The sequence below is a fragment of the Enterococcus pernyi genome (assembly GCF_045371165.1).
GTDB classification, from domain to species: Bacteria; Bacillota; Bacilli; order Lactobacillales; family Enterococcaceae; genus Enterococcus_B; species Enterococcus_B pernyi.
Window position 1 is genome coordinate 471,207 of record NZ_JBIQDM010000001.1, and the last position, 22,397, is coordinate 493,603.

The 22,397-nt window shown below is 40.0% G+C and carries 16 protein-coding genes and 1 other annotated feature; of the genes, 9 read left to right on the plus strand and 7 right to left on the minus strand.

All coding sequences use genetic code 11. From position 1 onward, the window contains the following. Positions 1-1,995 (plus strand): N-acetylglucosamine-specific PTS transporter subunit IIBC, encoded by a 1,995-nt coding sequence (gene nagE, locus ACH0AK_RS02280; RefSeq protein WP_347081999.1) that lies wholly within the window; start codon positions 1-3, stop codon positions 1,993-1,995. 76 nt (positions 1,996-2,071) lie between these two features. Here the strand turns inward: nagE and ACH0AK_RS02285 are convergent, their stop codons facing one another. Further along, positions 2,072-2,392: a heavy metal-binding domain-containing protein gene (locus tag ACH0AK_RS02285; protein WP_010736398.1), complete on the minus strand. Its 321-nt coding sequence runs from the start codon at positions 2,390-2,392 to the stop codon at positions 2,072-2,074. A gap of 193 nt (positions 2,393-2,585) precedes the next feature. On the opposite strand from ACH0AK_RS02285, the gene dhaM reads away from it, so the two are divergent. Genes dhaM through dhaL form a run of 3 tightly spaced genes read left to right on the plus strand, consistent with a single transcriptional unit; the run spans position 2,586 to position 4,589 of the window. After that, positions 2,586-2,984, plus strand: coding sequence for a dihydroxyacetone kinase phosphoryl donor subunit DhaM (dhaM, locus tag ACH0AK_RS02290; RefSeq protein ID WP_010736397.1), 399 nt, complete (start codon positions 2,586-2,588; stop codon positions 2,982-2,984). A gap of 1 nt (position 2,985) precedes the next feature. Next, positions 2,986-3,969 carry a dihydroxyacetone kinase subunit DhaK gene (gene dhaK / locus ACH0AK_RS02295; RefSeq protein WP_347081996.1) on the plus strand — a complete coding sequence of 328 codons (984 nt, stop codon included), beginning with the start codon at positions 2,986-2,988 and terminating at the stop codon, positions 3,967-3,969. A gap of 14 nt (positions 3,970-3,983) precedes the next feature. Then, positions 3,984-4,589: a dihydroxyacetone kinase subunit DhaL gene (gene dhaL / locus ACH0AK_RS02300; protein WP_010736395.1), complete on the plus strand. Its 606-nt coding sequence runs from the start codon at positions 3,984-3,986 to the stop codon at positions 4,587-4,589. 144 nt (positions 4,590-4,733) lie between these two features. Here dhaL and ACH0AK_RS02305 read toward each other — a convergent pair whose 3' ends face one another. Then, on the minus strand, positions 4,734-5,573 hold the full coding sequence (locus tag ACH0AK_RS02305) for a hypothetical protein (protein ID WP_071866597.1): 840 nt from the start codon (positions 5,571-5,573) through the stop codon (positions 4,734-4,736). Positions 5,574-5,928: 355 nt separating this feature from the next. Beyond that, positions 5,929-6,132, plus strand: a binding site (T-box leader). Positions 6,133-6,228: 96 nt separating this feature from the next. On the opposite strand from ACH0AK_RS02305, the gene tyrS reads away from it, so the two are divergent. The 3 genes from tyrS to tyrP all read left to right on the plus strand — a co-directional run bounded on the left by tyrS (position 6,229) and on the right by tyrP (position 11,313). Then, positions 6,229-7,485 (plus strand): tyrosine--tRNA ligase, encoded by a 1,257-nt coding sequence (gene tyrS, locus ACH0AK_RS02310; RefSeq protein ID WP_010736393.1) that lies wholly within the window; start codon positions 6,229-6,231, stop codon positions 7,483-7,485. A 290-nt stretch (positions 7,486-7,775) separates the two neighbouring features. Beyond that, positions 7,776-9,650 (plus strand): tyrosine decarboxylase, encoded by a 1,875-nt coding sequence (gene tdc, locus ACH0AK_RS02315; protein ID WP_010736392.1) that lies wholly within the window; start codon positions 7,776-7,778, stop codon positions 9,648-9,650. 244 nt (positions 9,651-9,894) lie between these two features. Continuing rightward, a complete protein-coding gene (gene tyrP, locus ACH0AK_RS02320; protein WP_062805731.1) occupies positions 9,895-11,313 on the plus strand; it encodes a tyrosine-tyramine antiporter in 1,419 nt (472 codons plus the stop codon). A gap of 516 nt (positions 11,314-11,829) precedes the next feature. Here tyrP and ACH0AK_RS02325 read toward each other — a convergent pair. From ACH0AK_RS02325 to ACH0AK_RS02340, 4 genes are all read right to left on the minus strand, one after another. After that, positions 11,830-12,846 carry a LacI family DNA-binding transcriptional regulator gene (locus ACH0AK_RS02325; RefSeq protein WP_023519060.1) on the minus strand — a complete coding sequence of 339 codons (1,017 nt, stop codon included), beginning with the start codon at positions 12,844-12,846 and terminating at the stop codon, positions 11,830-11,832. A gap of 64 nt (positions 12,847-12,910) precedes the next feature. Beyond that, a complete protein-coding gene (locus ACH0AK_RS02330) occupies positions 12,911-13,921 on the minus strand; it encodes an aldose epimerase family protein (RefSeq protein WP_010736388.1) in 1,011 nt (336 codons plus the stop codon). Beyond that, positions 13,914-14,579 carry a beta-phosphoglucomutase gene (pgmB, locus tag ACH0AK_RS02335; protein ID WP_010736387.1) on the minus strand — a complete coding sequence of 222 codons (666 nt, stop codon included), beginning with the start codon at positions 14,577-14,579 and terminating at the stop codon, positions 13,914-13,916. Before pgmB ends, ACH0AK_RS02330 begins: the two co-directional genes overlap by 8 nt. After that, positions 14,572-16,866, minus strand: coding sequence for a glycoside hydrolase family 65 protein (locus ACH0AK_RS02340; protein WP_071866598.1), 2,295 nt, complete (start codon positions 16,864-16,866; stop codon positions 14,572-14,574). The genes pgmB and ACH0AK_RS02340 overlap by 8 nt, the downstream gene beginning before the upstream one ends. 284 nt (positions 16,867-17,150) lie before the next feature. Between ACH0AK_RS02340 and ACH0AK_RS02345 the strand changes: the two genes are divergently transcribed. Both ACH0AK_RS02345 and ACH0AK_RS02350 read left to right on the plus strand, forming a co-directional pair. Continuing rightward, complete coding sequence (locus ACH0AK_RS02345; protein ID WP_071866599.1) at positions 17,151-19,313, plus strand: PTS transporter subunit IIBC; 2,163 nt, start codon at positions 17,151-17,153, stop codon at positions 19,311-19,313. A 128-nt stretch (positions 19,314-19,441) separates the two neighbouring features. Further along, entirely contained in the window at positions 19,442-20,272 is an 831-nt protein-coding gene (locus ACH0AK_RS02350; protein ID WP_071866600.1) for an endonuclease/exonuclease/phosphatase family protein, read from the plus strand. Between the two features lie 293 nt (positions 20,273-20,565). Here the strand turns inward: ACH0AK_RS02350 and ACH0AK_RS02355 are convergent, their stop codons facing one another. Further along, positions 20,566-22,245 carry a putative glycosyltransferase family protein gene (locus ACH0AK_RS02355; RefSeq protein WP_023519064.1) on the minus strand — a complete coding sequence of 560 codons (1,680 nt, stop codon included), beginning with the start codon at positions 22,243-22,245 and terminating at the stop codon, positions 20,566-20,568. Positions 22,246-22,397 lie beyond the last annotated feature (152 nt).

Here is a 22,397-nt window from a genome sequence, read left to right on the forward strand (position 1 = left end):
ATGAAAGCATATATGCAACGAATGGGTCGCTCATTGATGTTGCCAGTAGCAGTCTTACCAGCGGCTTCTTTACTGGTTGGTCTTGCGAATTGGTTCGTAGGAGTAGGCATCAGTAATGCGGGAACGACCTTCTTAATGAATGCGGGGCTAGCGATTCTTAACCATCTTGCCTTATTGTTTGCGGTGGGTTTGGCATTGGGAATGTCAAAAGACAAAGATGGATCAGCTGCTTTGGCAGGATTGGTCGCTTACTTGATCCCTCAAACCGTTTTATCTGCGGATTCAGTACAAGGATTATTGCATCTGGGAGATCTCACTGAAGTCAATCCGGCTTTCAATACAATGGATAACAATGTATTTGTTGGAATCGTGGCAGGATTAGTCGCTGCTGCGATGTATAATCGGTTTAGCCAAGTGAAATTACCTATGGCCTTATCATTTTTTAGTGGGAAACGCTTAGTTCCGATCATGTCTGCCTTGAGCATGTTGGTTATTTCTGCGATATTATTATTTATTTGGCCAACTGTTTATGATGTACTGGTTTCCTTTGGGAAGGGGATTTCTCAATTAGGGTTTGTCGGTGCAGGACTATACGGTTTCTTCAATCGTTTATTGATTCCAACAGGCTTACATCATGCACTGAATTCTGTTTTTTGGTTCGATGTGGCAGGTATCAATGATATTGGAAACTTTTTAGCTGGACAACAAGCGTTAGATAGTGGAAAAGCAATAATTGGGCAAACCGGTATGTATCAAGCTGGGTTTTTCCCAGTCATGATGTTCGGTTTACCTGCTGGGGCCTTTGCTATTTATCAAAGTGCACGTCCAGAAAAGAAAAAACAAGTCGCTTCTTTGATGCTAGCAGCCGGTTTTGCTGCGTTCTTTACAGGTGTGACTGAACCATTAGAATTTTCATTTATGTTTGTGGCGTGGCCGTTGTATGTTATCCATGCCATTTTTACAGGAATTTCATTAGCAATCAGTGCCTTTTTCCATTGGACAGCTGGTTTTGCTTTTAGCGCTGGTTTTGTGGATTACTTTTTGTCGTTGCAGAATCCAGTCGCCAATCAACCATTGATGTTGCTCGTTCAAGGAGTATTTTTTGCAGCTATCTATTATTTTGGCTTCCGCTTTGCCATCAACAAGTTCAATTTGATGACACCAGGAAGAGAAACAGAAATTGGCGAAGAGACACCTGATATTGCTACGGGAACTAATGAATTTAGCCAACTAGCTGCGGTGATCTATGATGCACTAGGTGGAAAAGAAAATGTAAAAGCAATCGACAATTGTACGACACGCTTGCGTCTGCAGGTAAAAGACACAGCAAAAGTAAATCAAGCAGCGATTAAACAAACTGGTGTCCCAGGGGTAAAAGTAATTGATCAAACAAATATTCAAGTCATTGTAGGCACACAGGTCCAATTTGTAGCAGACGAAATGACGAAACTCCAACAAGGTAGTAAGGTAGCGCAAGAGACCGCTCAATCAATTTCTCACCAAGATGTGCCGGTTTCTGCTTCAAAGACAAGTAAGGAAACATTTGAACTCTATGCACCGGCGCTCGGTAAAATCATTCCGATCACTGAAGTCGGCGATCCTGTTTTTGCAGAAAAAATGATGGGTGATGGCTATGCAGTCCTGCCGGAAGCAAAAGAAATATTTGCACCAATCAATGGAACGATCACTAGTATATTTCCAACGAAACATGCACTGGGGATCGAAACAGATAATGGGCTTGAAGTGTTGGTGCATATGGGAATCAACACGGTTGATTTACAAGGAGAACCCTTCACTCTTTATGTCAAACAAGCACAACGAGTGGAACGAGGTCAATTATTGGCAGTTGTTGACTTAGCGATGCTAGAAAAAGCAGGCAAACAAACAGATATGATCGTTGTATTTACAAATAGTGAGAAAGTTGAAAGTCTAACCATTGAAAAAAGACCGCTGGTTGAGGCGAATGAGGTGATTGGACAAGTCCAGTCATTGTGAAGCGTGTGTGAGTAATAAACGAGTGGAGGCCCTAGAAATTTGGCGGGTCTTCACTCGTTTATTTGTTTTGATTTTATTAAACCAATCGAACAGCCGTCCCGCTACAAGTGACCATCAACATCCCATTATCTGAACCTAAGACTTCATAATCCATCTTCATCCCGATGATCGCATTTGCGCCAAGTGCTTCTGCGCGTTGCGCCATTTCAGCTAATGCTTCTTCTCTTGCTGTCAATAATTCCCCTTCATAACTTTTTGAGCGTCCGCCAAAAACGTTACGAATCCCTGCACCTAAATCTTTTAAGACGTTGATTCCCGTAATGACTTCACCAAAAACAATTCCCTCATAAGACTCAATGACTTGATGTTCTACGCTATTTGTTGTTGTAATGATCATTTTGATCACTCCTTTCTTTAAGGAAAGTATAGCAAATATCTCTTTTTAGTCCTATCTTTATCTTCACATAAATAAAAAAACTATCGTTCATTATATCGCATTATTTCCATTACCCATAGGAGTTGATATATACTTAATATAGTATAAAGAAAACCCTTACAAAAAGGGTGCTAAACTGAAGGAGGGGAATTCGTTGAAGAAAAGTATCTTATTGCTTTCTCATAGTAAGAAGGTCACAGACGGCATCAAAGAGATGATTGAACAAATGCAACAAACCGATGACGTAGAAGTATTATCACTTGGCGGAATCGAAGAGGGAGAACTCGGTTCTGATCCGATGAAGATCGTTGATGCCGTCAATCAATCAGCCGATTCAGCTGCTTATTTTGTCTTTGCTGATCTTGGTAGCGCAGTGATGAATTCAGAATTGGCAAAAGATTTATTGGAGGAAGCCCAACAAAAAAACTACTACTTGGTGGATGCCCCCTTAGTAGAAGGAGCCTTTGCAGCTGCTATTACAGCAGGGACAACCGACAATATCGAACAAATCATAGAAGAAGCACGACAAGCAGGGAAGAAAGGGTGGATGTAAATTGAAAAAAATCATGAACGAACCTGGGGATATCGTAGAAGAAATGCTAGAAGGGATCGTAAAGAGTTATCCAGAGCTAGTACATCGTGTAGAAGATTCTCGTGTAATTGCGAAAAATCAGTTGAACGAACAAGTCGGGTTAGTTTCTGGAGGTGGTAGTGGACATGAACCAGCTCACGCAGGTTTTGTTGGAGATGGTATGTTAAGTGCAGCAGTTTTGGGGGATGTTTTTACCTCACCGACACCTGATCAAATCCAACTAGCGATCAAAGAAGCGGACCAAGGACAAGGTGTGTTATTGATCATCAAAAACTATACTGGAGATATATTGAATTTTGAAATAGCAAAAGAGTTAGCTGCTATGGATGAAATTGACGTCGAAGAAGTAGTGGTCGATGATGACATCGCGGTAGAAAACAGCACGTATACGGCAGGGAAGCGTGGCGTAGCGGGGACTATTCTTGTCCATAAGATTTTAGGAGATGCTGCCAAAAATGGCGCGAGCTTGACTCAACTGAAGGAATTAGGAGAGCGAGTGGTTGCTGCGACCAAAACAATTGGTGTCGCATTACGGGCTGCGACTGTCCCAGAAGTAGGGAAGCCTGGCTTTGACCTAAATGAAGACGAAATCGAATACGGTGTAGGGATTCATGGCGAACCAGGTTATCGTCGAGAAAAACTGCAACCCTCTAAATTGTTAGCGAAAGAGTTAGTCACGAAAATTTTGAGTGAATATACTGAAAAACCAAAAGAAGTCGGTGTCTTAGTGAATGGGATGGGTGGTACACCATTGATGGAACAATTTGTATTCATGAATGATGTGTTAACGTTGTTGAATGAAGAACAGGTGGATGTTACTTTCCATAAAGTCGGTGATTTGATGACTTCATTGGATATGCAGGGACTATCATTAACAATGGTTGACTTAACAGAAACCACTTGGAAAGAAGCTTTAACAAGTCACGTAGAAACGATTGCATGGTAAAGGATGATGAAAAAATGAAGTTGACGGTAAAAGAGATCCAAGCTTGGCTTAACCGCTTTGCTGAAGAGATCAAAGAGAAAAAAGCGTACCTAAGTGATTTAGATACCCCCATTGGCGATGGGGATCATGGGAATAATATGGGAAGAGGTGTGACAGCCTATGAAGCAGCTTTTCAACAGGAGGCACCTGACACTATCAGTGATACCTTCAAGATGTTTTCTATGGCAATGATTTCCAAAGTAGGAGGCGCCTCGGGTCCTCTTTACGGTTCTGCGTTTATGAATTTGATGAAAGCAACAAAAGGAGTAGAGCAGATCGATTCACAAGAACAATTAGGTGAGTTCATCCGTGAAGGAGCGAACGGCATCCAAGCAAGAGGAAAAGCGGAACAAGAAGATAAAACCATGTTAGATGTTTGGTTCCCTGTAGCTGAAGCACTAACCGCAGGGAATCTTACGAAAGAAGTAATTGAGCAGGCAAAAGAACACACAGCAGGATTAGTCGCGAAAAAAGGACGTGCTTCTTATTTAGGTGAACGTTCAATCGGACATATTGATCCTGGTGCGGCATCTAGTGCCATCTTGTTTACTACGTTATTAGAAATAATCGACGAAATATAAAAAAAGTTGGATAGAAGGATCTAACCTCGATAAATCAGGCGCCATCCACAGTGGTTTTAACCTTATGTGGATGACGCCTTTTTTAAAACCATTATTTTTTGGTCCGTCCTTTATCCTGTTTAAGGTGAGACAAGTGGTTGTTTGTTAGATATTCCCAATGCCACCGCCCAATTCTGGACGATTGATTTCATCAACCACTGAGACTGTTACCGTTTTTTCGACTCTTGGATCTTCTGTTACGCCAAATGTCACGGCAAATTCGCCAGTTTTGTTTGCTTCAATCGAGGAATGCTTCACGTAAACATTTGCCTTTTGTCCAAGGAGAGTCACGGCATTTGCGCCGGTTGCTTGGATCAGTGAGAGGTCATCCGTTTGACCTAACTGGACAGTTGCATCGAATGCTTGCAAAAAGAATCTGGAAGGAACGTAGTTATCCGAAGTGACGGTAAGATTGACAGTTTTAGTAAATAAACTTGAGTCTCCTTTGAGACCGAATGTAACAGTGTAATTTCCTGGCTCAAACTTGATTGTGGAGTGTTTGATTTCTACAGGCAAGGAATGTCCTAAAATATCAGTTGCCTTGGCATCAGTCATGATGATCAACGTTTGTTCGTCCAATTGGTCGATCGAGACAGTAGCATCCGATGCGTCGACAAAGTAAAGATTTTCTTGCTCGTTCCCTGCGTCATTAGTAACTGTGACTTGGACTGTCTTACGGATCTTTGGTTCTTCTTTGATCCCTAAAACGATTTGATACGTACCAGGGGTATCATTCACTACATTTGATTTCTTGATCACAACATCTACTGGAGAGCCGCCAGAAGTCAGCGCTTGCGCATTTGTTGCTTGAAGGGTAGCTGCTTCATCTACTTGCCCCACCGGAACCGTTGCATCCTCAGCAGTTAATTGATAAATACCATAAGTCGGACAGTCTTCAAGTTTATCGACGATAGTGACTGTGATCTCTTTTTCTACTGAAGACATGATGGTCGTGCCGATCGTTGCTTGATAGATGCCTGGAGTGTCTTGTACATTGGCTGACTTGATGATCGGAGGGACTTCTACGCCAATTGAATTTGTGATGCGGGCATGAGAGGCTGTTTGAGTTATTAACGTAACGACAATTATGTAATTAAAGAAAAAATGGTGCGTGCAATAAGAAGAACATTTTTCAACAGATTGAGCAATGGAATCAATAAAGGCTTCTTCAATTCAATCGATTTCCGCTTAGTTCAAGATTAAAAAACGATGTTATTTTTTGTCGTTCGAATGATCAAGAAAAATTTTTTTGTTGACAAAAAAAACAGTGCGTTCTAAGATAGGAGATAGATGAATAAGGAATTAGACGATGAATAAAACGAAGTAGTGGATAAAGCCAATGTTTCAGAAAGCTAGTGGTTGCTGTGAACTAGTACATGCTTTAGCGCGAATTACATTTTAGGAGTCTATGGCATGAAGCCACGCGACAGCGTTAAATGTTAGAGAGATATGTTTGGAAAACAAACATATAATTTGGGTGGTACCGCGAATTTTCGTCCCTTGACTTGATTGTCAAGGGATTTTTTTGTTGTCTGCCCGGTAATAAATGACATGCTGGCAGGGACCTGCTTTCATAAAAAAAGATATGGAGGGAAATGTTATGAATATTATTGATGAATTAACTTGGCGTGATGCCATTAACCAACAAACCAACGAAGAAAGACTTCGCGAGCTTGTTGAAGAAAAGAGTATCTCGCTTTACTGTGGTGTCGATCCAACAGGAGATTCGATGCATATTGGGCATTTGATCCCGTTCATGATGATGAAAAGATTCCAATTAGCAGGGCATCATCCATACATCCTGATTGGTGGAGGAACTGGAACGATCGGTGATCCAAGTGGACGGACAAGCGAACGTGTTTTACAAACGATGGAACAAGTCCAACATAATGTGGATGCATTATCGAACCAAATGCGCAAACTTTTTGGGAAAGATGCCAATATTACATTTGTGAACAACTATGACTGGTTATCAAATATTTCTTTATTAGAATTTTTAAGAGACTACGGAAAAAACTTCAACATCAATACGATGTTAGCGAAAGATATCGTGGCAAGTCGTTTGGAAGTCGGAATTTCATTTACCGAATTTACTTACCAAATCTTGCAATCGATCGACTTCTTGCACTTACACAGAACATACGATGTGCAATTACAGATCGGTGGAGCTGACCAATGGGGAAACATCACTGCTGGTTTAGATCTGATCCGTAAATTGGAAGGACCAGAAGCGGAAGCCTTTGGGTTGACGATCCCATTAATGCTAAAAGCAGATGGAACAAAGTTCGGAAAAACTGCCGGTGGTGCAATCTGGCTAGACCCTGAAAAAACATCCCCTTACGAATTCTACCAATTCTGGTTGAATCAAGATGATCGGGATGTTGTGAAATACTTGAAATTCTTTACTTTCTTATCACAAGAAGAAATCAATGAATTAGCGAAAAAAGTGGAGACAGAACCTGAAAAACGTGAAGCACAACGCCGTTTGGCAGAAGAAGTGACACGTTTTGTCCACAGCGAAGAAGACTTACAAGAAGCGCAAAAAATCACAGCTGCATTGTTCTCTGGAAATATCAAAGAACTAAATGCGTCAGAAATCGAACAAGGCTTTGGAAACATGCCGAATGTAGAGATTTCAAGTACCCCTGAAAATATCGTGGAACTACTTGTTTCCACAAAAATCGAGCCATCAAAACGTCAAGCGCGTGAAGATGTGTCGAACGGAGCTATAAGTATTAACGGTGATCGCGTAACCGATTTAAATTTTGTCATTGATCCAGCTACAGAATTTGATGGTAAATTCGTAGTGATCAGAAAAGGGAAAAAACGCTACTTTTTGGCCAAAGTAGTTGATTAGAATTTAGTAATTTTTTACCTTGTAAAAGGTCTATTCCATTACAAAATTCCAATTTTTGAAACTTATCCTAATAGTTACGCCGGTTGTCGTTAATACAATCATGAGGAGAGAATTTACATTTGTAAATTCCCTCCTTTTTTTAATTTTTATCAATTGTACCAACAATTCAAACAATTAAAAGCATTAAAATGAAATGAGAAAAATAGGAAAAGTGATATTTACAGAAATAAAAAACAGGTGTAATCTAAGCCTCGACAAAATTTAAAAAATTATTTTAGGAGGGTTTCTAAATGGAATCAAAGGTAAATGATTTAAATTTGAATGCACTATTCATTGGAGACAAAGCAGAGAATGGCCAAATCTATAAAGCTTTGTTAAATGAATTAGTGGACGAGCACTTAGGATGGCGTCAAAATTATATGCCACAAGATATGCCGATCATTACGCCGGAAGAAAAAAGCAGTGAAAGCTTCGCGCACACGATCAATAAAACAAAAGACGTGTTAGCTGAAATCTCTACGCGGATGCGTACACACTCTGTCCCATGGCATAATGCAGGTCGTTATTGGGGTCATATGAACTCTGAAACATTGATGCCATCATTATTAGCCTATAATTTTGCGATGCTATGGAATGGAAATAACGTCGCATATGAATCTTCTCCAGCAACAAGTCAAATGGAAGAAGAAGTCGGAATGGAATTTGCTACATTGATGGGGTACAAAAATGGCTGGGGCCATATCGTTGCAGATGGCTCATTAGCAAATTTAGAAGGTCTTTGGTATGCGCGCAACATCAAATCATTGCCACTTGCAATGAAAGAAGTGGCACCTGAATTGGTTTCAGGTCAAACAGATTGGGAATTGATGAATCTTTCAACTCGGGAAATCATTGATCTGTTAGATCAAGTGCCAGAAAAAATCGATGAGATCAAAGCACATTCTGCACGCAGTGGAAAACATCTTCAACAATTAGGTAAATGGTTAGTCCCACAAACAAAACACTATTCATGGTTGAAAGCAGCAGACATCATTGGTGTCGGACTAGATCAAGTGATTCCAGTGCCTGTGGATCACAACTACCGCATGGACATCAAGGAACTTGAAACAATCATTCGTGAATTGGCTGCTGAACAAACACCGGTTTTAGGTGTCGTTGGTGTCGTTGGTTCTACTGAAGAAGGGGCAATCGATGAAATCGATAAAATCGTTGAATTACGTCGCAAGCTAGAAAAAGAAGGCATTTATTTCTACCTACACGTAGATGCAGCTTATGGTGGTTACGGACGTGCGATCTTCCTTGATGAGAACAATGAATTCATCCCATTTGATCAATTAAAAGAAGTACACGCAAAACATCATGTCTTCACAGAAAATAAAGATTATCTTTTAGAAGAAGTACACCGTGCATATCAAGCAATTGAAGAAGCAGAATCAGTGACGATTGATCCACATAAAATGGGCTATGTTCCTTACTCTGCTGGAGGTATCGTGATCCAAGACATTCGTATGCGTGATGTGATCTCTTACTTTGCAACCTATGTATTTGAAAAAGGAGCAGATATCCCAGCATTGCTTGGTGCCTATATTTTGGAAGGATCAAAAGCCGGAGCAACTGCCGCAAGTGTTTGGGCAGCGCATCACGTACTACCGCTTAATGTGACTGGTTATGGTAAATTGATGGGAGCATCGATTGAAGGCGCACATCGTTTCTTCCACTTCTTGAACAATTTAACCTTCAAAGTGGGCGATAAAGAAATCGAAGTTCATCCATTGACTTATCCAGATTTCAATATGGTTGATTATGTATTCAAAGAAAAAGGGAATGACGATCTGGTAGCGATGAATCAGTTGAACCATGATGTGTATGACTATTCTTCTTATGTCAAAGGAAGCATCTATGGCAATGAATTCTTGACATCTCATACAGACTTTGCAATTCCAGATTATGGCAATAGCCCACTTCAATTTGTAAAACAATTAGGATTTACAGAGGAAGAATGGGAACGTGCTGGAAAAGTCACAGTCTTACGTGCCAGTGTCATGACGCCGTATATGAATAAAGCAGAACATTTTGAAGAATATGCAGAAAAAATCAAAGCAGCGCTTCAAAGTAAATTAGAAAAAATCTATGCAGATCAGTTAGTGGCAAACGAAACAAAATAAACGTAAATATTATGATGAGTGAAGAGAAAGCAAGTAGAATGAGCGCTCATTTCTCGTTCGAAACGAATAAAGAATGAGCCTCCTTTCTCTTATCAAATCTTTCATGTTGGAGTGCCTTTGAAGCTTGATGATCCAAGCAAAAAATACTCAAAGCACAAGTTGACCATACGTTTGCTTTTATTTGCTGTTAATGAAAAGTTTCAAAGACACGCCTATTTATTTCTTAATAAGGAGAGTGTCAAAATTGAGTAAAGCTCAAGTAAGTAAAATGGGGCTAGGGACATTCATTGGTTTGACCATGGCGCTATGTGCCACTGTTCGTAGTATCCCAACATTGTCAGCTGTTGGTTGGACATTGATTTTTTACACGATTTTTGCCGTCTTGTTTTTTGCTGGACCCATTTCAATGATTTCTGGTGAATTATCAACGATGCTGCCGCAAGAAGGAGGCCCGCAACTTTGGGTCAAAACAGCTCTAGGTAGTAAATGGGGATTTGTCGTTGCATGGTTGCTTTGGGTGCAAATGTTCCCAGGAATGGTCATGGTCGCTTCTACCTTAGGTCCATTGTTAGGGAATACGTTTGGGAACGCCGCTCTTGGCAACAATCACTACTTCGTTTTAGGGTGTATCTTGGTCATTTACTGGATCATCACCTTGCTCAACTTGAAGTTTGACATGGCGAAAGTTGGTGGGAATATTGGTGTTTGGTTGGGTGTTTATATTCCTGTGGTGATCATGTTTGTTTTGGGGATATTAGCGTTTTTCAAAGTGGGACTTGTTTCAAACGGCTATTTGGGGGATTTTTCATGGTCGAAAGCATTGCCTGATCTACAACACAGTGATTCATTGAAATATTTGGCAGGGATCACATTTATTTTTGTGGGAATCGAAATGAGCTCAGTGTATATGCCTCGTTTGAAAGATGCAACGAAGAACTATACTAAAGGGGTCTTTATTGCATTGATCGGACTAGTTTTATTGAATGTCATCAATGCCTTGTTTGTTGCAAATGTCGTACCAGAAGGAAGAATGGAATTGGCAAACATCACACAACCAGTATTGATCTATTGTGATATTTTAGGATTGCCAACGATCATCGGTAATATCTTCAGCTTTATGGTCTTTATTGGTGTGTTATTACAATTGTCTGCTTGGGTAACTGGACCTTCTAAAACGATCATCCAAGTAGCACGTGAAGGATTCTTGCCACCAAAATTTGGCTTCCATAAAGAAAATGAATATGGTGTTTCAAGAAATGTGGTATTGACGCAATCAGTAGTTATTTCCCTCTTTGCGTTACTTTATGGCGTCATGGATGATGTAAGTGCGGTCTTTCTTACATTGACGAATGCAACAACAGTGATTTATTGCATCGTATATCTCTTGATCGCCATATCTTTAGTGAAAATGAGAAATAGCCATCCAGAATTGCCTCGTCCTTATCGAATCGGTAAAAAAGGAAATGGCTTTGCGTGGCTGGTTAGCTGTATGCTGATGTTGGCAATTATCGCCGTTGTTGTTTCAACGTTAGGAACTTCAACATTAGCGGATGCATTGCTTGTTGCGGTCATCGCAATCGTGATGTTCGTTATTCCGCTGATCATCAATCGCGTGAAGAAAGCAACTTGGTTGACTGAAGTTGAAGCAGACTTAAAAGAATAGTGGGGGGACTCCCTCTTAGAGAATATAAAACAACGAGGTTGTGACAGAAGTGTTCAGCTCCGAGAAATAAGCGTGAAACCCCGAAAATTGTTCTTCAAATTTTTGGGGTTTCACGCTTATTTCTGAAGGAGTTACTTCTGGAACACCGTTTATTCGGTTCTAGGGGATGCAAGATAACTCATATCCTGGGCTCGTTGTTTTTCTTAAAAAATCAAGAGCAAAAAATAGAGCCGTCTCAACTTTTGGCGAAGTAGACGTGCTCTAATGCTCTATCGATGCTATCTGCTTTGAACGGACTACATGGGGCATGTTAATGCATGCCTCTTTAACCACATTTTAAGAGATTTTTAGAAAGAATAGAAGAGATTTCTTTTTTTGCTTATTTCTAGTTAAATACAAATGTGGACTTATCGTTAGTGGATCAGTTGATTACTAGTAAAATAAATAGCAAAGTATCTTTTGTCCGAAGACAAGATGCTTTGCTATTTTTGTTTGATTTGCCTAGGAATGGATGCCCTATTCTTCTTTCAATGGAACGACCGTTTCGCGTTTGATCAAACGATGGGGGATCACTAAACGTACACCATTGCTAACTTCTTCATGGATCAGTTCTTGTAATTTTTGCATCGCGACTCGACCTAACTCAGAGATATCGATGTCGATACTTGTTAAGTAAGGATGCATCAATGTAGAAAAAATCGAGTTATTGAAGCTGATCATCGAAAGGGTTTCCGGGATGATATAGCCATACATTTGGGCGAGTTGCATCGTGCGTAAAGCAAAAATATCATCGATAACAACTAGCGCTGTCGCTTCAGCTTTTTTTAAGATCGTGTCAAAATCCAAGTAATCTTCAGCCTGTTCCAAGGTCACACTTGGATGGGCGTTCAGTCCTGCTAACATCATCGCTTTTTGATAACCGAAATAGCGTTCAAAGTATAAACTTTCATGTGTTGTATTGGTCACGAAAAGAATATTTTTATGGCCATTATCGATCAAAAATTCGGTGGCTTGCTTTCCTAACAGTTGATTGTCGTTATCAATGTAGATGATTTCGTTCTCATGATGGTATGGTTGTCCGATCAGTGTGAACGGAATCTGTTGTTCATAAAGATAATCGATGACTGGATCGTCACTATCGGAGTAGACTAGGATAAAACCATCAACTTGTTTTTGTAAATGCATCCGCTGAACGTTCTCTAATAAGACGTCGAAACTTTTTGCGGTAGCAATAGCTGTTGTCACACCGTGATGTCGTGCTTCTTCGTTGATTGCTTCCATGATTTCTAAATAAAACGGGTTGCCAAGACGCTCTTTGGAATCGAGTGGTGGAAGAATGACACCTACAGCGCTTGATACACGTTTACCAAGATTTCTCGCTGTGATATTGGGGACATATCCTAGTTCATCCATGATTTTTCGTACTTTCTTTTTCGTTGTTTCGGAAATACTTGGATGGTCGTTGATCACGCGAGAAACAGTAGATGTCGCTACGCCTGCTTTTTTTGCAACATCTTTCACTGTAATTGCCATAAGTTAAATCACCTTTCTTTTTCATCGTCCATCGTCTTGTTGAAACCAAGTTAAATAAAACTGGTTAAGTGAATGTACTAAATTCATAAGTTGTTTGGCTGACACGTTCTTGTCCAGGGCGTAGCGTAATCGAGCCAAACTCCGGGAAATGAACGATATCTGGTATTTCTTGTGGTTCGATCGCTAAGCCAAAATGAGAATGCATGTTTTGACCGTTGATCTGTAAATCTGCATCGAACCCAGTTGTAGAAAATAATACCATACTTTTGTTCGTAGTTGCTATATTCATTTGGCGACCGGAAGCTTCTTCTGATAAAGTTAAGCTATTTTTGGTGAGTTTAGGCGTATTTAATAAAAAAACGTCATCAAGACCTGAAGGATACTTGGATAAAATCTCTGTCAGTGTATTTGGTTCTTGAAAATTGATGGGTAAGTCCGCTTTGTCTAGTGTTTCCCCTGTAGGTAATTTGTCATGATCCAAAAGTAACAAGCTATCTAATTGAATCTGGAGTTGATGGGAATCAATATCACGTTTTCCATTTCCAGATAGATTGAAATAGGCATGGTTTGTCGGGTTGCAAATCGTTTCTACTACACTGTTAGCTTTAGTGATCATCACTAGTCTATTTCCTTCTAATTGATAGGTCACAGTCGCGGTGATTGGTCCAGGATAACCTGAAAATGTATCTTTTAAATAAAAGACGACACCCACTGCTTGAGGTGATTTGAATACTTCTACCTCCCAAAACTGAAAGGACCAGCCGTTTGTTCCGCCGTGGATATGATGGTTGCCATTATTTTTTTCTAGTTGGTGAGGGCCCCATTCACCATTTCTGATCCTACCTGCCACTGGACCAACCGTTGCACCGAAAAAACTATAATCAGATAAAACATCTTGAAGATTGTCGTAAGAGAGTAAGATATTTTCCATTTGTCCAAATCTATCTGCTGTGAATATTTGATGCAAGCGAGCGCCATAATTGAGAAGAACGACTTCTAGCTCGTCGTTCTTCAATGTGATTTTTTTTAGATTTGTTTGTTTGATGGGGAGGACAGAGATGCTTGGTTCAGACATCTTTGCGCCAAACGTGTTGTAGATAGTCGAGTGTTAACGAAGACGTATCAGCGACGATCGGAATGTCCTCCCCAAGATCTTCCTTGCGTCCAACTCCTACAGGATAAGCACCACTTGCGATGATCGCTTGGATGCCTGCTTTTGCATCTTCAATACCTAAACAATCAGTCGCCTCGAATCCGATTTCTTTGGCTGCTAATAAAAAGATATCAGGGGCGGGTTTGCCACTTGCTACTTTGCTAGGATCAGCAATCGCATCAAAGTAATCTGTTAGTTGCATTTTATCTAGTAATAATGGTCCGTTTTTACTAGCAGAAGCCAAGGCGATCTTGATGCCAGCTTTCTTTAATTCTGTTAATAAAGGAACAATACCCGGAAATACGTCTGTTGGCGTGATTTCTTGGATCATTTCTAGATAATACTCATTTTTACGTTTAGCTAAAGCAGCGAATTCTTCGTTTGAAAAGTCATTTTCTTTCTTGCCATAAGCAAGAAGCAATGTTAATGAATCTTCTCGGCTGACTCCTTTTAATTGTTCGTTGAAATTTCGGTCGATTGAAATCCCGATTTCTTCACCAAGTTTTTTCCAGGCGCGATAATGGAATTCTGCTGTGTCGGTGATGACACCGTCTAAATCAAATAGGACACCTTTAAACATGTGCATCGTCCTTTCTTAATGGAATCGTCAATTGATCTGTTAGCTCTTGTGCTTGTCCATACACAGTCAATTCCAGTGCCTCACCATTCAGTAATGTAAAGGTGACTTGTTCATCAGAAACAGCGATGAAAATCAAGCGACCGCGGTAATTGATATGGAAAGAATAGGCATTCCATGTGTTTGGTAAAAATGGTGCAAAAGATAATTCGCCATGGGCGGTTTTCATTTGTGCAAAACCTTGAACGATCGCTAGCCAACTACCTGTCATTGACGTGATGTGCAAACCATCTTCCGTATCATTGTTATAGTTATCCAAATCTAAGCGAGCAGTACGTTGGTACATTTCGACCGCTTTTTCTTCCAAGCCAAGTTCAGCAGCTAAAATCGCGTGGATACTTGGAGAAAGAGAAGATTCGTGAACGGTCATCGGCTCATAGAAATCAAAGTTCCGCTGTTTTTCTTCTTTGGTAAATTCTTCATTGAAGAAATAGATGCCTTGTAACACATCCGCTTGTTTAATGAAGCAAGAACGCAAGATCTTATCCCAAGACCATTTTTGGTTCAATGGCAATTCGCTAAGTGGTAAATCCGAAACTGGCATCAAATCTTTGTCTAGGAATGTATCATGTTGGACAAAAATTCCTTGTTCCTCATCGATCGGGTAGTACATGTTTTCGACAATATCTGCCCATTTTGCTAATTCTTCTTCGCTGATTTCAATTGTTGTTTCTTCTTTGAACGCTAAATAATTTTCACGAGTATAACGAAGGACCCAAGCAGCAATCGTGTTCGTGTACCAATTGTTATTGATATTGTTTTCGTATTCATTCGGACCAGTCACGCCGTGGATCATATATTTGTTTTGACGTTTGGAGTAATGGACACGATCCGCCCAGAAACGAGCAATCTCAGCCAATACTTCAAGTCCTTCATTTTTCAGATAAGAGGTATCGCCGGTATAATTTGTATAATTGTAGATCGCGTAAGCAATCGCACCGTTACGATGGATCTCTTCAAAGGTGATTTCCCACTCATTGTGGCACTCGACACCTGTAAAGGTCACCATTGGATAAAGCGCGCCTTTCAATCCTTGTTGTTGGGCATTGTGGATGGCTTGTGGTAACTGATTGTGACGGTATTTCAATAAATTTTTTGTGACTTCTGGGTCAGCTAATGCTAGATATAATGGCACGGCGTAAGCTTCTGTGTCCCAGTATGTCGCACCACCGTATTTTTCGCCAGTGAAGCCTTTTGGTCCAATGTTCAACCGTTCGTCTTCTCCGTAATAAGTAGAGAACAATTGGAAAAGATTGAAACGGATGCCTTGTTGCGCTTCATCGTCGCCTTCGATCACTACGTCAGCCAATTCCCAACGTTTTGCCCAAGCAGTCGTTTGTTCTTTTTTGGCTTCATCATAATGAGTAGTTAACTGATCAAATTCATCCATAAGTGTTGCCACTTGTTGTGCTTCAGGGATATCACGACTTGTCAAAATCAAGACTTCTTTATCCACGACCACAGGATCATTTGGTGTTAGATCATACGAGAATACACCTTGTAACGCTAATATTTGTTCTTCAAATATAGGTGTTGTTTCTTTGCCGTTGATAAAATGACGCATGCCTGCAGTGACGGTGAATTGCTCAATGTCAAATGCATTAGGAATGGTCTTCGTTGTCAAATAACCGATCGAGTCTTTTGTGCCACGGTCGGTCTGATTCCAGAAATGCTCATCGTAGTTACTATCTTCATTTTGGACATTTCCATCCAGTTTCGAAACAAATTTTACAGTGGCAGAGCCGGCGATCAATTCAACCTTTACACGAATATAAGCCGCTTCGCTTTTAACAATACTCAAGAAACGTTCAAATGAGAAACGGACTTTATTTGTAGCTGTCGTAATCGTAAACTGACGAGACAAGACCCCGTTTTTCATATCTAATTCCCAAGAGAAATCTTCTGGATCTAGTGAAGCTAAGTCAATCAATTGGTCGTTGATGTAAATATCCATTGCAATAAAGTTGACTGCATTGATGACTTTTCCAAAGTATTCAGGATAGCCGTTTTTCCACCAACCTACACGAGTTTTGTCAGGGTACCAGATACCGGCTAAATAAGTGCCTTGGTGATGATCGCCAGAGTACGTTTCTTCGAAGTTTCCACGCATTCCCATGTAGCCGTTCCCAATACTTGTCAATGACTCTTGTAAACGTAAGTTTTCTTTATCTAATGTTGTCGTGCTGATTTTCCAAGGGTCGATCTGGAATAAGCGTTTGATTTGTTTCATGATTCTCCTCCTAAATGTTTCATTTCTTAGGTTTATAATAAACGCAACCGGTTGCGTCAGTCAATAGTAAACTGATAAATACTCAATCTTTTTTATTGGCGAACACTTCGCAAGGGGATAGAAAGCATCATTGCCCTAATATTTCTTTATAGTTCTTATTATATTAGCTTTGTCATACTTTTGGATAAAAAAATAAATAAAATAAAAATAAAGCATTTACAAAAAAAGGAATTACCTCTATAATACGGATTAACGAAACCGATTGCGTAAAGGAGAGATAGAAATTGAAGAAAATGTTTAGTTTTGATTTTTGGCAGAAATTTGGAAAGGCTTTAATGGTCGTTGTAGCAGTTATGCCAGCTGCTGGTTTAATGATCAGTATCGGGAAATCGATCCCATTGATCAACCCGAACATGGCAGCACTTGTCACTACGGGTGGCGTTCTTGAAAGTATTGGTTGGGCAATTATTGGGAACTTGCATTTATTATTTGCATTAGCGATAGGTGGTAGTTGGGCAAAAGAACGAGCAGGTGGTGCATTCGCTGCCGGAATCTCGTTTGTTTTGATCAATCGGATCACAGGAGCAATCTTCGGGGTCACAACAGAGATGTTAGCAAACGAAGACGCCTTCACACATACGTTGTTCGGTACACGAATCATGGTGAAAGGATTCTTTACGAGTGTCTTAGAAGCTCCTGCATTGAACATGGGGGTATTCGTAGGGATCATCGCTGGGTTCGTCGGTGCGATGGCTTATAACAAATACTATAACTACCGTAAATTACCAGATGCACTTTCTTTCTTTAATGGGAAACGATTTGTTCCTTTTGTAGTGATTCTTTGGTCAACGATCGTAGCTCTTATTTTGGCAGCAGTTTGGCCAGCTATTCAAGCAGGAATCAACAACTTTGGTTTATGGATTGCACAATCGCAAGATAGCGCACCAATTTTAGCACCATTTTTATATGGAACATTAGAACGGTTATTACTACCTTTTGGTTTACACCACATGTTGACGATTCCAATCAACTATACGCAATTAGGTGGAACATATGAGATTTTATCTGGCGCACAAGCCGGTACACAAGTATTTGGTCAAGATCCACTATGGTTAGCTTGGGCAACTGACTTAGTGAACCTGCGAGGTGCAGGAGACATGGCACAGTATGAATTCGTCTTGAACAATTGGACACCGGCACGTTTCAAAGTCGGTCAAATGATTGGTTCTTCTGGTATTTTGATGGGGATGGCGCTTGCGATGTATCGCAATGTCGATCCAGACAAAAAAGCAAAATACAAATCCATGTATTTCTCAGCTGCTTTAGCTGTCTTTTTAACAGGGGTAACAGAACCACTAGAATTTATGTTTATGTTTGCGGCAGTTCCACTGTATGCAATCTATGCAGTGATCCAAGGAGCAGCTTTTGCGATGGCGGATATCTTACCGTTGCGTGTCCACTCCTTCGGGAATATCGAATTATTGACGCGAACACCATTAGGGATCAAAGCAGGACTTGGCGGCGATTTGATCAACTTCGTCATCTGTGTCATTCTCTTTGGCGTAGTCACTTATTTCTTAGCAAACTTCTTGATCAAGAAATTCAATTTTGCGACACCAGGACGTAACGGGAACTATGATAGTGACAGTGAAGAAACAACCACTGGCACGACAACAGGAGCGGCGGATCAACAAATTATCCAAATCATCCATTTATTAGGTGGAAAAGAAAATATCAAAGACGTGGATGCTTGTATGACGCGTTTACGTGTAACAGTGGCAGATCGAGGTAGAGTTGGTTCAGAAGACGCGTGGAAACGTGCTGGCGCAATGGGCTTGATCGTCAAAGACAATGGTGTCCAAGCAGTTTATGGGCCAAAAGCAGATGTGTTAAAATCAGATATTGAAGATTTGTTGCAATCAGGCGCAGATATTCCTGAACCACAAATCAAAGAAGTCGTGATGGAAAAAGAAACAGCGACAGCAGCATTAGGGATCGAAAAAGAATTGTACGCAGTAGCCAAAGGAGAAGTGATTGCTTTAGCAGCGGTCAATGATCCAGTATTCTCACAAAAAATGATGGGTGACGGTTTTGCAGTCATTCCTGAAACAGATACGATCACTGCTCCAGTAGCGGGTAAAATCGTTAGCGTATTCCCAACGAAACACGCCATCGGGATGGAAACAGCTGAAGGCGCAGAAGTACTGATCCACATGGGAATCGATACTGTCCAAATGGCGCAACCCGCATTTGAAGTATCTGTGAAAGAAGGACAAGAAGTCACACCAGGCATGCCGATTGCACGCATGGATCTTGCAAAAGTCAAAGAACAAGGAAAAGATACAACGATCATGGTTGTTTTCACGGATGATAAAGTGAAAGAAATTGCGATCACTACACTTGGTTCTGTTGAAATGGGTACAGAAATCGGAAAAATCAAGCTATAATAAATAAAAGAAGTGATCAGAGATTGTGACGAAAAAGCGAGACGATTGAGGAGAGATTTCTTCAATAATCAGCGCTGACGTAACAGTCTCTGATTTTTATGTAAAAATAGAAAAGAGGTTCCAAAAAAATGAAAATAATGACGTTGAATACACATAGTTGGTTGGAAGAAGAACCAGTAACTAAACTACAAGACCTTGTAGACAAGATTTTAACTGAGCGCTATGATGTCATTGCTTTGCAAGAGGTCAATCAACTGATTGAAACAAAGATCGTAAATGAACAAGAGCTAGTCGGTTTTTGTCCAGTAACGAATCAGACCCCAATCCACAAAGATAATTTCGCTTATTGCTTGATCCGACGACTGGCAGAAGCAGGAGAATCCTATTTTTGGAGTTGGGAAATGAGTCATATTGGTTATGACAAGTATGAAGAAGGAAACGCTATTTTATCAAAGGCTCCTTTGGATAGTCGGGCATACATAGTGTCTGAAACAAAAGAAAAAGAAAACTACCGTACCCGCATGGTCCTTGTTGCCAAAACAGTTATTGACAATCAACCAATCGTTGTCGCAAGCTGTCATTTCTCTTGGTGGTCAGATATAGAAACGGGCTTTGCCTACGAGTGGCAATTCTTACAGAAAGAACTCCTAACTTATCAAATACCTTGCTTGTTGATGGGTGATTTTAATAATCCAGTAGGTGAGGAAGGGTATCGCTTAGTTAATGAAGATAACCAATTGAACATCAAAGATTCATATGTTTTAGCCGAACAAAAATCTGAAGAAGCCACGATCGAGAAAAAAATCGATGGCTGGGAAAACAATACAGAAGCACTGCGAATCGACTATATTTTCGTTCCGACTGATAGTAAAGTCAGTACGTATACGCGCGTCTTTGATGGGACGAATGGCCCGGTCGTTAGTGATCATTTTGGAGTGTCTGTAGAAATGGATCTATAAGATAGGTGCTTTTTGCCGTAGTTGGATTCACTCAAATAAGTTTGATGAGGAGAAAGATTGGATTGATCAAGATAAAGCGAACGAATAAGAGCTGACAAGTCATAGGATTTTTCAAACCCACTTACTTACGTTTCATATAACGATTAACCAAGAGAATGTCTGCTGAGAAAGGATAAATTATCTACTCTCAAATTTTTAAGAATAAGCGAGGCTATGACAGTCAATCTGTCATAGCCTCGCTTATTCTTATACATATATGATAGATGTTACGTATAATCTAAAAAAATGATAGCCTAGCTGATTTTCACATTTTTTTCTTTTCTAAAATTAAACTTTTGTGAAAGATAGATGCCTAAAAAGGATAGCCAACCGGCAATAGTCGCAGCAACAACGAAGTAGAAATAGACGGGAAGGTCGTAATAGAGAATGATCTCGTTGATGCCATTATGCTGTTTGACGATCGGTGTACCGATATCGGTCAATTCAAAATCCGTCAATTTCTGTCCATTTTGCATCAAGACGGTTCGATCATACACGATAACTGGCACATGAACAGTCGGTTCACCGGTATTTTTCCATTTGATACTCAACCGACCATCAGGATGTGATTTGATGAATGTTGTTTCATTTTCCAGGATTTCTTCATTGTATCGATCGTATTTATTTGCCTTTGTTTGTTTATAGATCGGCAAATAATCTGGCGTAGTTTTCTGGAAAACAAATAAACTTTTGGACATATCACGACTGTAGAAAGTTTTTCTTGCTTCATCAGGTGTATCGAACAAATACGTATGACGACTGACGAAGGTTTCATCTTCCCATTTATTGAGGTGACGGTATAAGTTTTGGATGGTCTGAACAGAACTGATCAGGATCAGTAAGGTCGCAGCTATCCGTAACCAGGTTTTGTTTTCCCAACGATTGGCGACGATTGCAAAGTAAAGTAAGAAAAGCAAGGTAAATGGGACAAAGAAACGAAATGGAAACTGAATCAAGCTAATAAATGGCACTTCGTTTTCAACTAATGTATTCCAAGGGATCAGGCTGGTTGAAAGTAAGAAGAACACAACACTTGTGCGTAACAAAAGTTTTGGAAACAGTTCTTCTCTTTTTCGGAACAATAAGAAACATAAAAATCCAGCAAATAAAACGACAGGTAGGATTTTCGGATAATTCAACCAGTAACTTCCCTCAAGATTGATTGATTTCTCTGTCATGCGTCGATTGACGAAAGGTGGAAGAATCTCATTCCCACTGTAAACCATCGCCATACCTACCCAGATGTTTGCCGTTAGGATAAAGTAAAGCAAAATTGATTTCCCTAATTGTAAAAGAGCTTTTCCCTTGTTGGTTTGTGTGAAGAAATAATACCCATAAAAAGGAATATACATCAATACTAGCATCACAGAAGATAGCAGATGGATCTGCGTCATCAATGCAATCGCTGCAGTTACTTTAAGTACAGGGAATTTTTTATGCACGATGAAATCAACGAGCGGGATCATACATAAAGGATAAAATACTGTTCCCCAGCTCGTAAAACCTTGATTAACAGCCCAATATTGGATCGAATAGGTCGTCATGAACAGGACTGAAACCGGTACACTTACCCATTCACGTACTTTTACATAACGCAACAAAGTCAACATGGACCAACCTGCGATAAGGAAGAGGATAAAATTCGATAAAATCTGGTAATGATACCAACTTCTAGCAACGAGTACGATCAACCCTTGAAAGTATGAGAATAAGGGACCGTAGATTGCATTGACGATCCGACCGCTTTGTTGAAAGCCATACATCGATGGGAAGTAGTGTAAGTCTCCGTGAATAATTTGTTGGGCTGCATCATAAAAACGATTGTAATGAAATGGCGCATCAGCCCCGATGATCAATTTGTGTGATAATATATTTGGCAATACGAAAATAATTGCGAAAATAAAAATCAAAAAATATGGTCTATATTTTTTCAACTGTTTGGCTCCTTTTCATATAATAACTAAACTTATCATAAAGGTTAATGAAAAGAGAGGCAAGGAATTAGAAAAAAATTGAAAATAACATGAAATTATTTATGTAAATCATAAAGAAATCAATTGGAAAAGTTAAATGACCACATTTATTT

Excerpts from the sequence above, each read along its gene's own strand:
- ACH0AK_RS02305 (WP_071866597.1), bottom strand. The coding sequence starts at position 5,573 with ATGTCTTCAGTAGAAAAAGAGATCACAGTCACTATCGTCGATAAACTT.
- ACH0AK_RS02325 (WP_023519060.1), bottom strand. The coding sequence starts at position 12,846 with ATGGCAATTACAGTGAAAGATGTTGCAAAAAAAGCAGGCGTAGCGACA.
- ACH0AK_RS02350 (WP_071866600.1), top strand. The coding sequence starts at position 19,442 with ATGAAAATAATGACGTTGAATACACATAGTTGGTTGGAAGAAGAACCA.
- tyrS (WP_010736393.1), top strand. The coding sequence starts at position 6,229 with ATGAATATTATTGATGAATTAACTTGGCGTGATGCCATTAACCAACAA.
- ACH0AK_RS02330 (WP_010736388.1), bottom strand. The coding sequence starts at position 13,921 with ATGTCTGAACCAAGCATCTCTGTCCTCCCCATCAAACAAACAAATCTA.
- dhaL (WP_010736395.1), top strand. The coding sequence starts at position 3,984 with ATGAAGTTGACGGTAAAAGAGATCCAAGCTTGGCTTAACCGCTTTGCT.
- nagE (WP_347081999.1), top strand. The coding sequence starts at position 1 with ATGAAAGCATATATGCAACGAATGGGTCGCTCATTGATGTTGCCAGTA.
- tdc (WP_010736392.1), top strand. The coding sequence starts at position 7,776 with ATGGAATCAAAGGTAAATGATTTAAATTTGAATGCACTATTCATTGGA.
- ACH0AK_RS02285 (WP_010736398.1), bottom strand. The coding sequence starts at position 2,392 with ATGATCATTACAACAACAAATAGCGTAGAACATCAAGTCATTGAGTCT.
- ACH0AK_RS02340 (WP_071866598.1), bottom strand. The coding sequence starts at position 16,866 with ATGAAACAAATCAAACGCTTATTCCAGATCGACCCTTGGAAAATCAGC.
- pgmB (WP_010736387.1), bottom strand. The coding sequence starts at position 14,579 with ATGTTTAAAGGTGTCCTATTTGATTTAGACGGTGTCATCACCGACACA.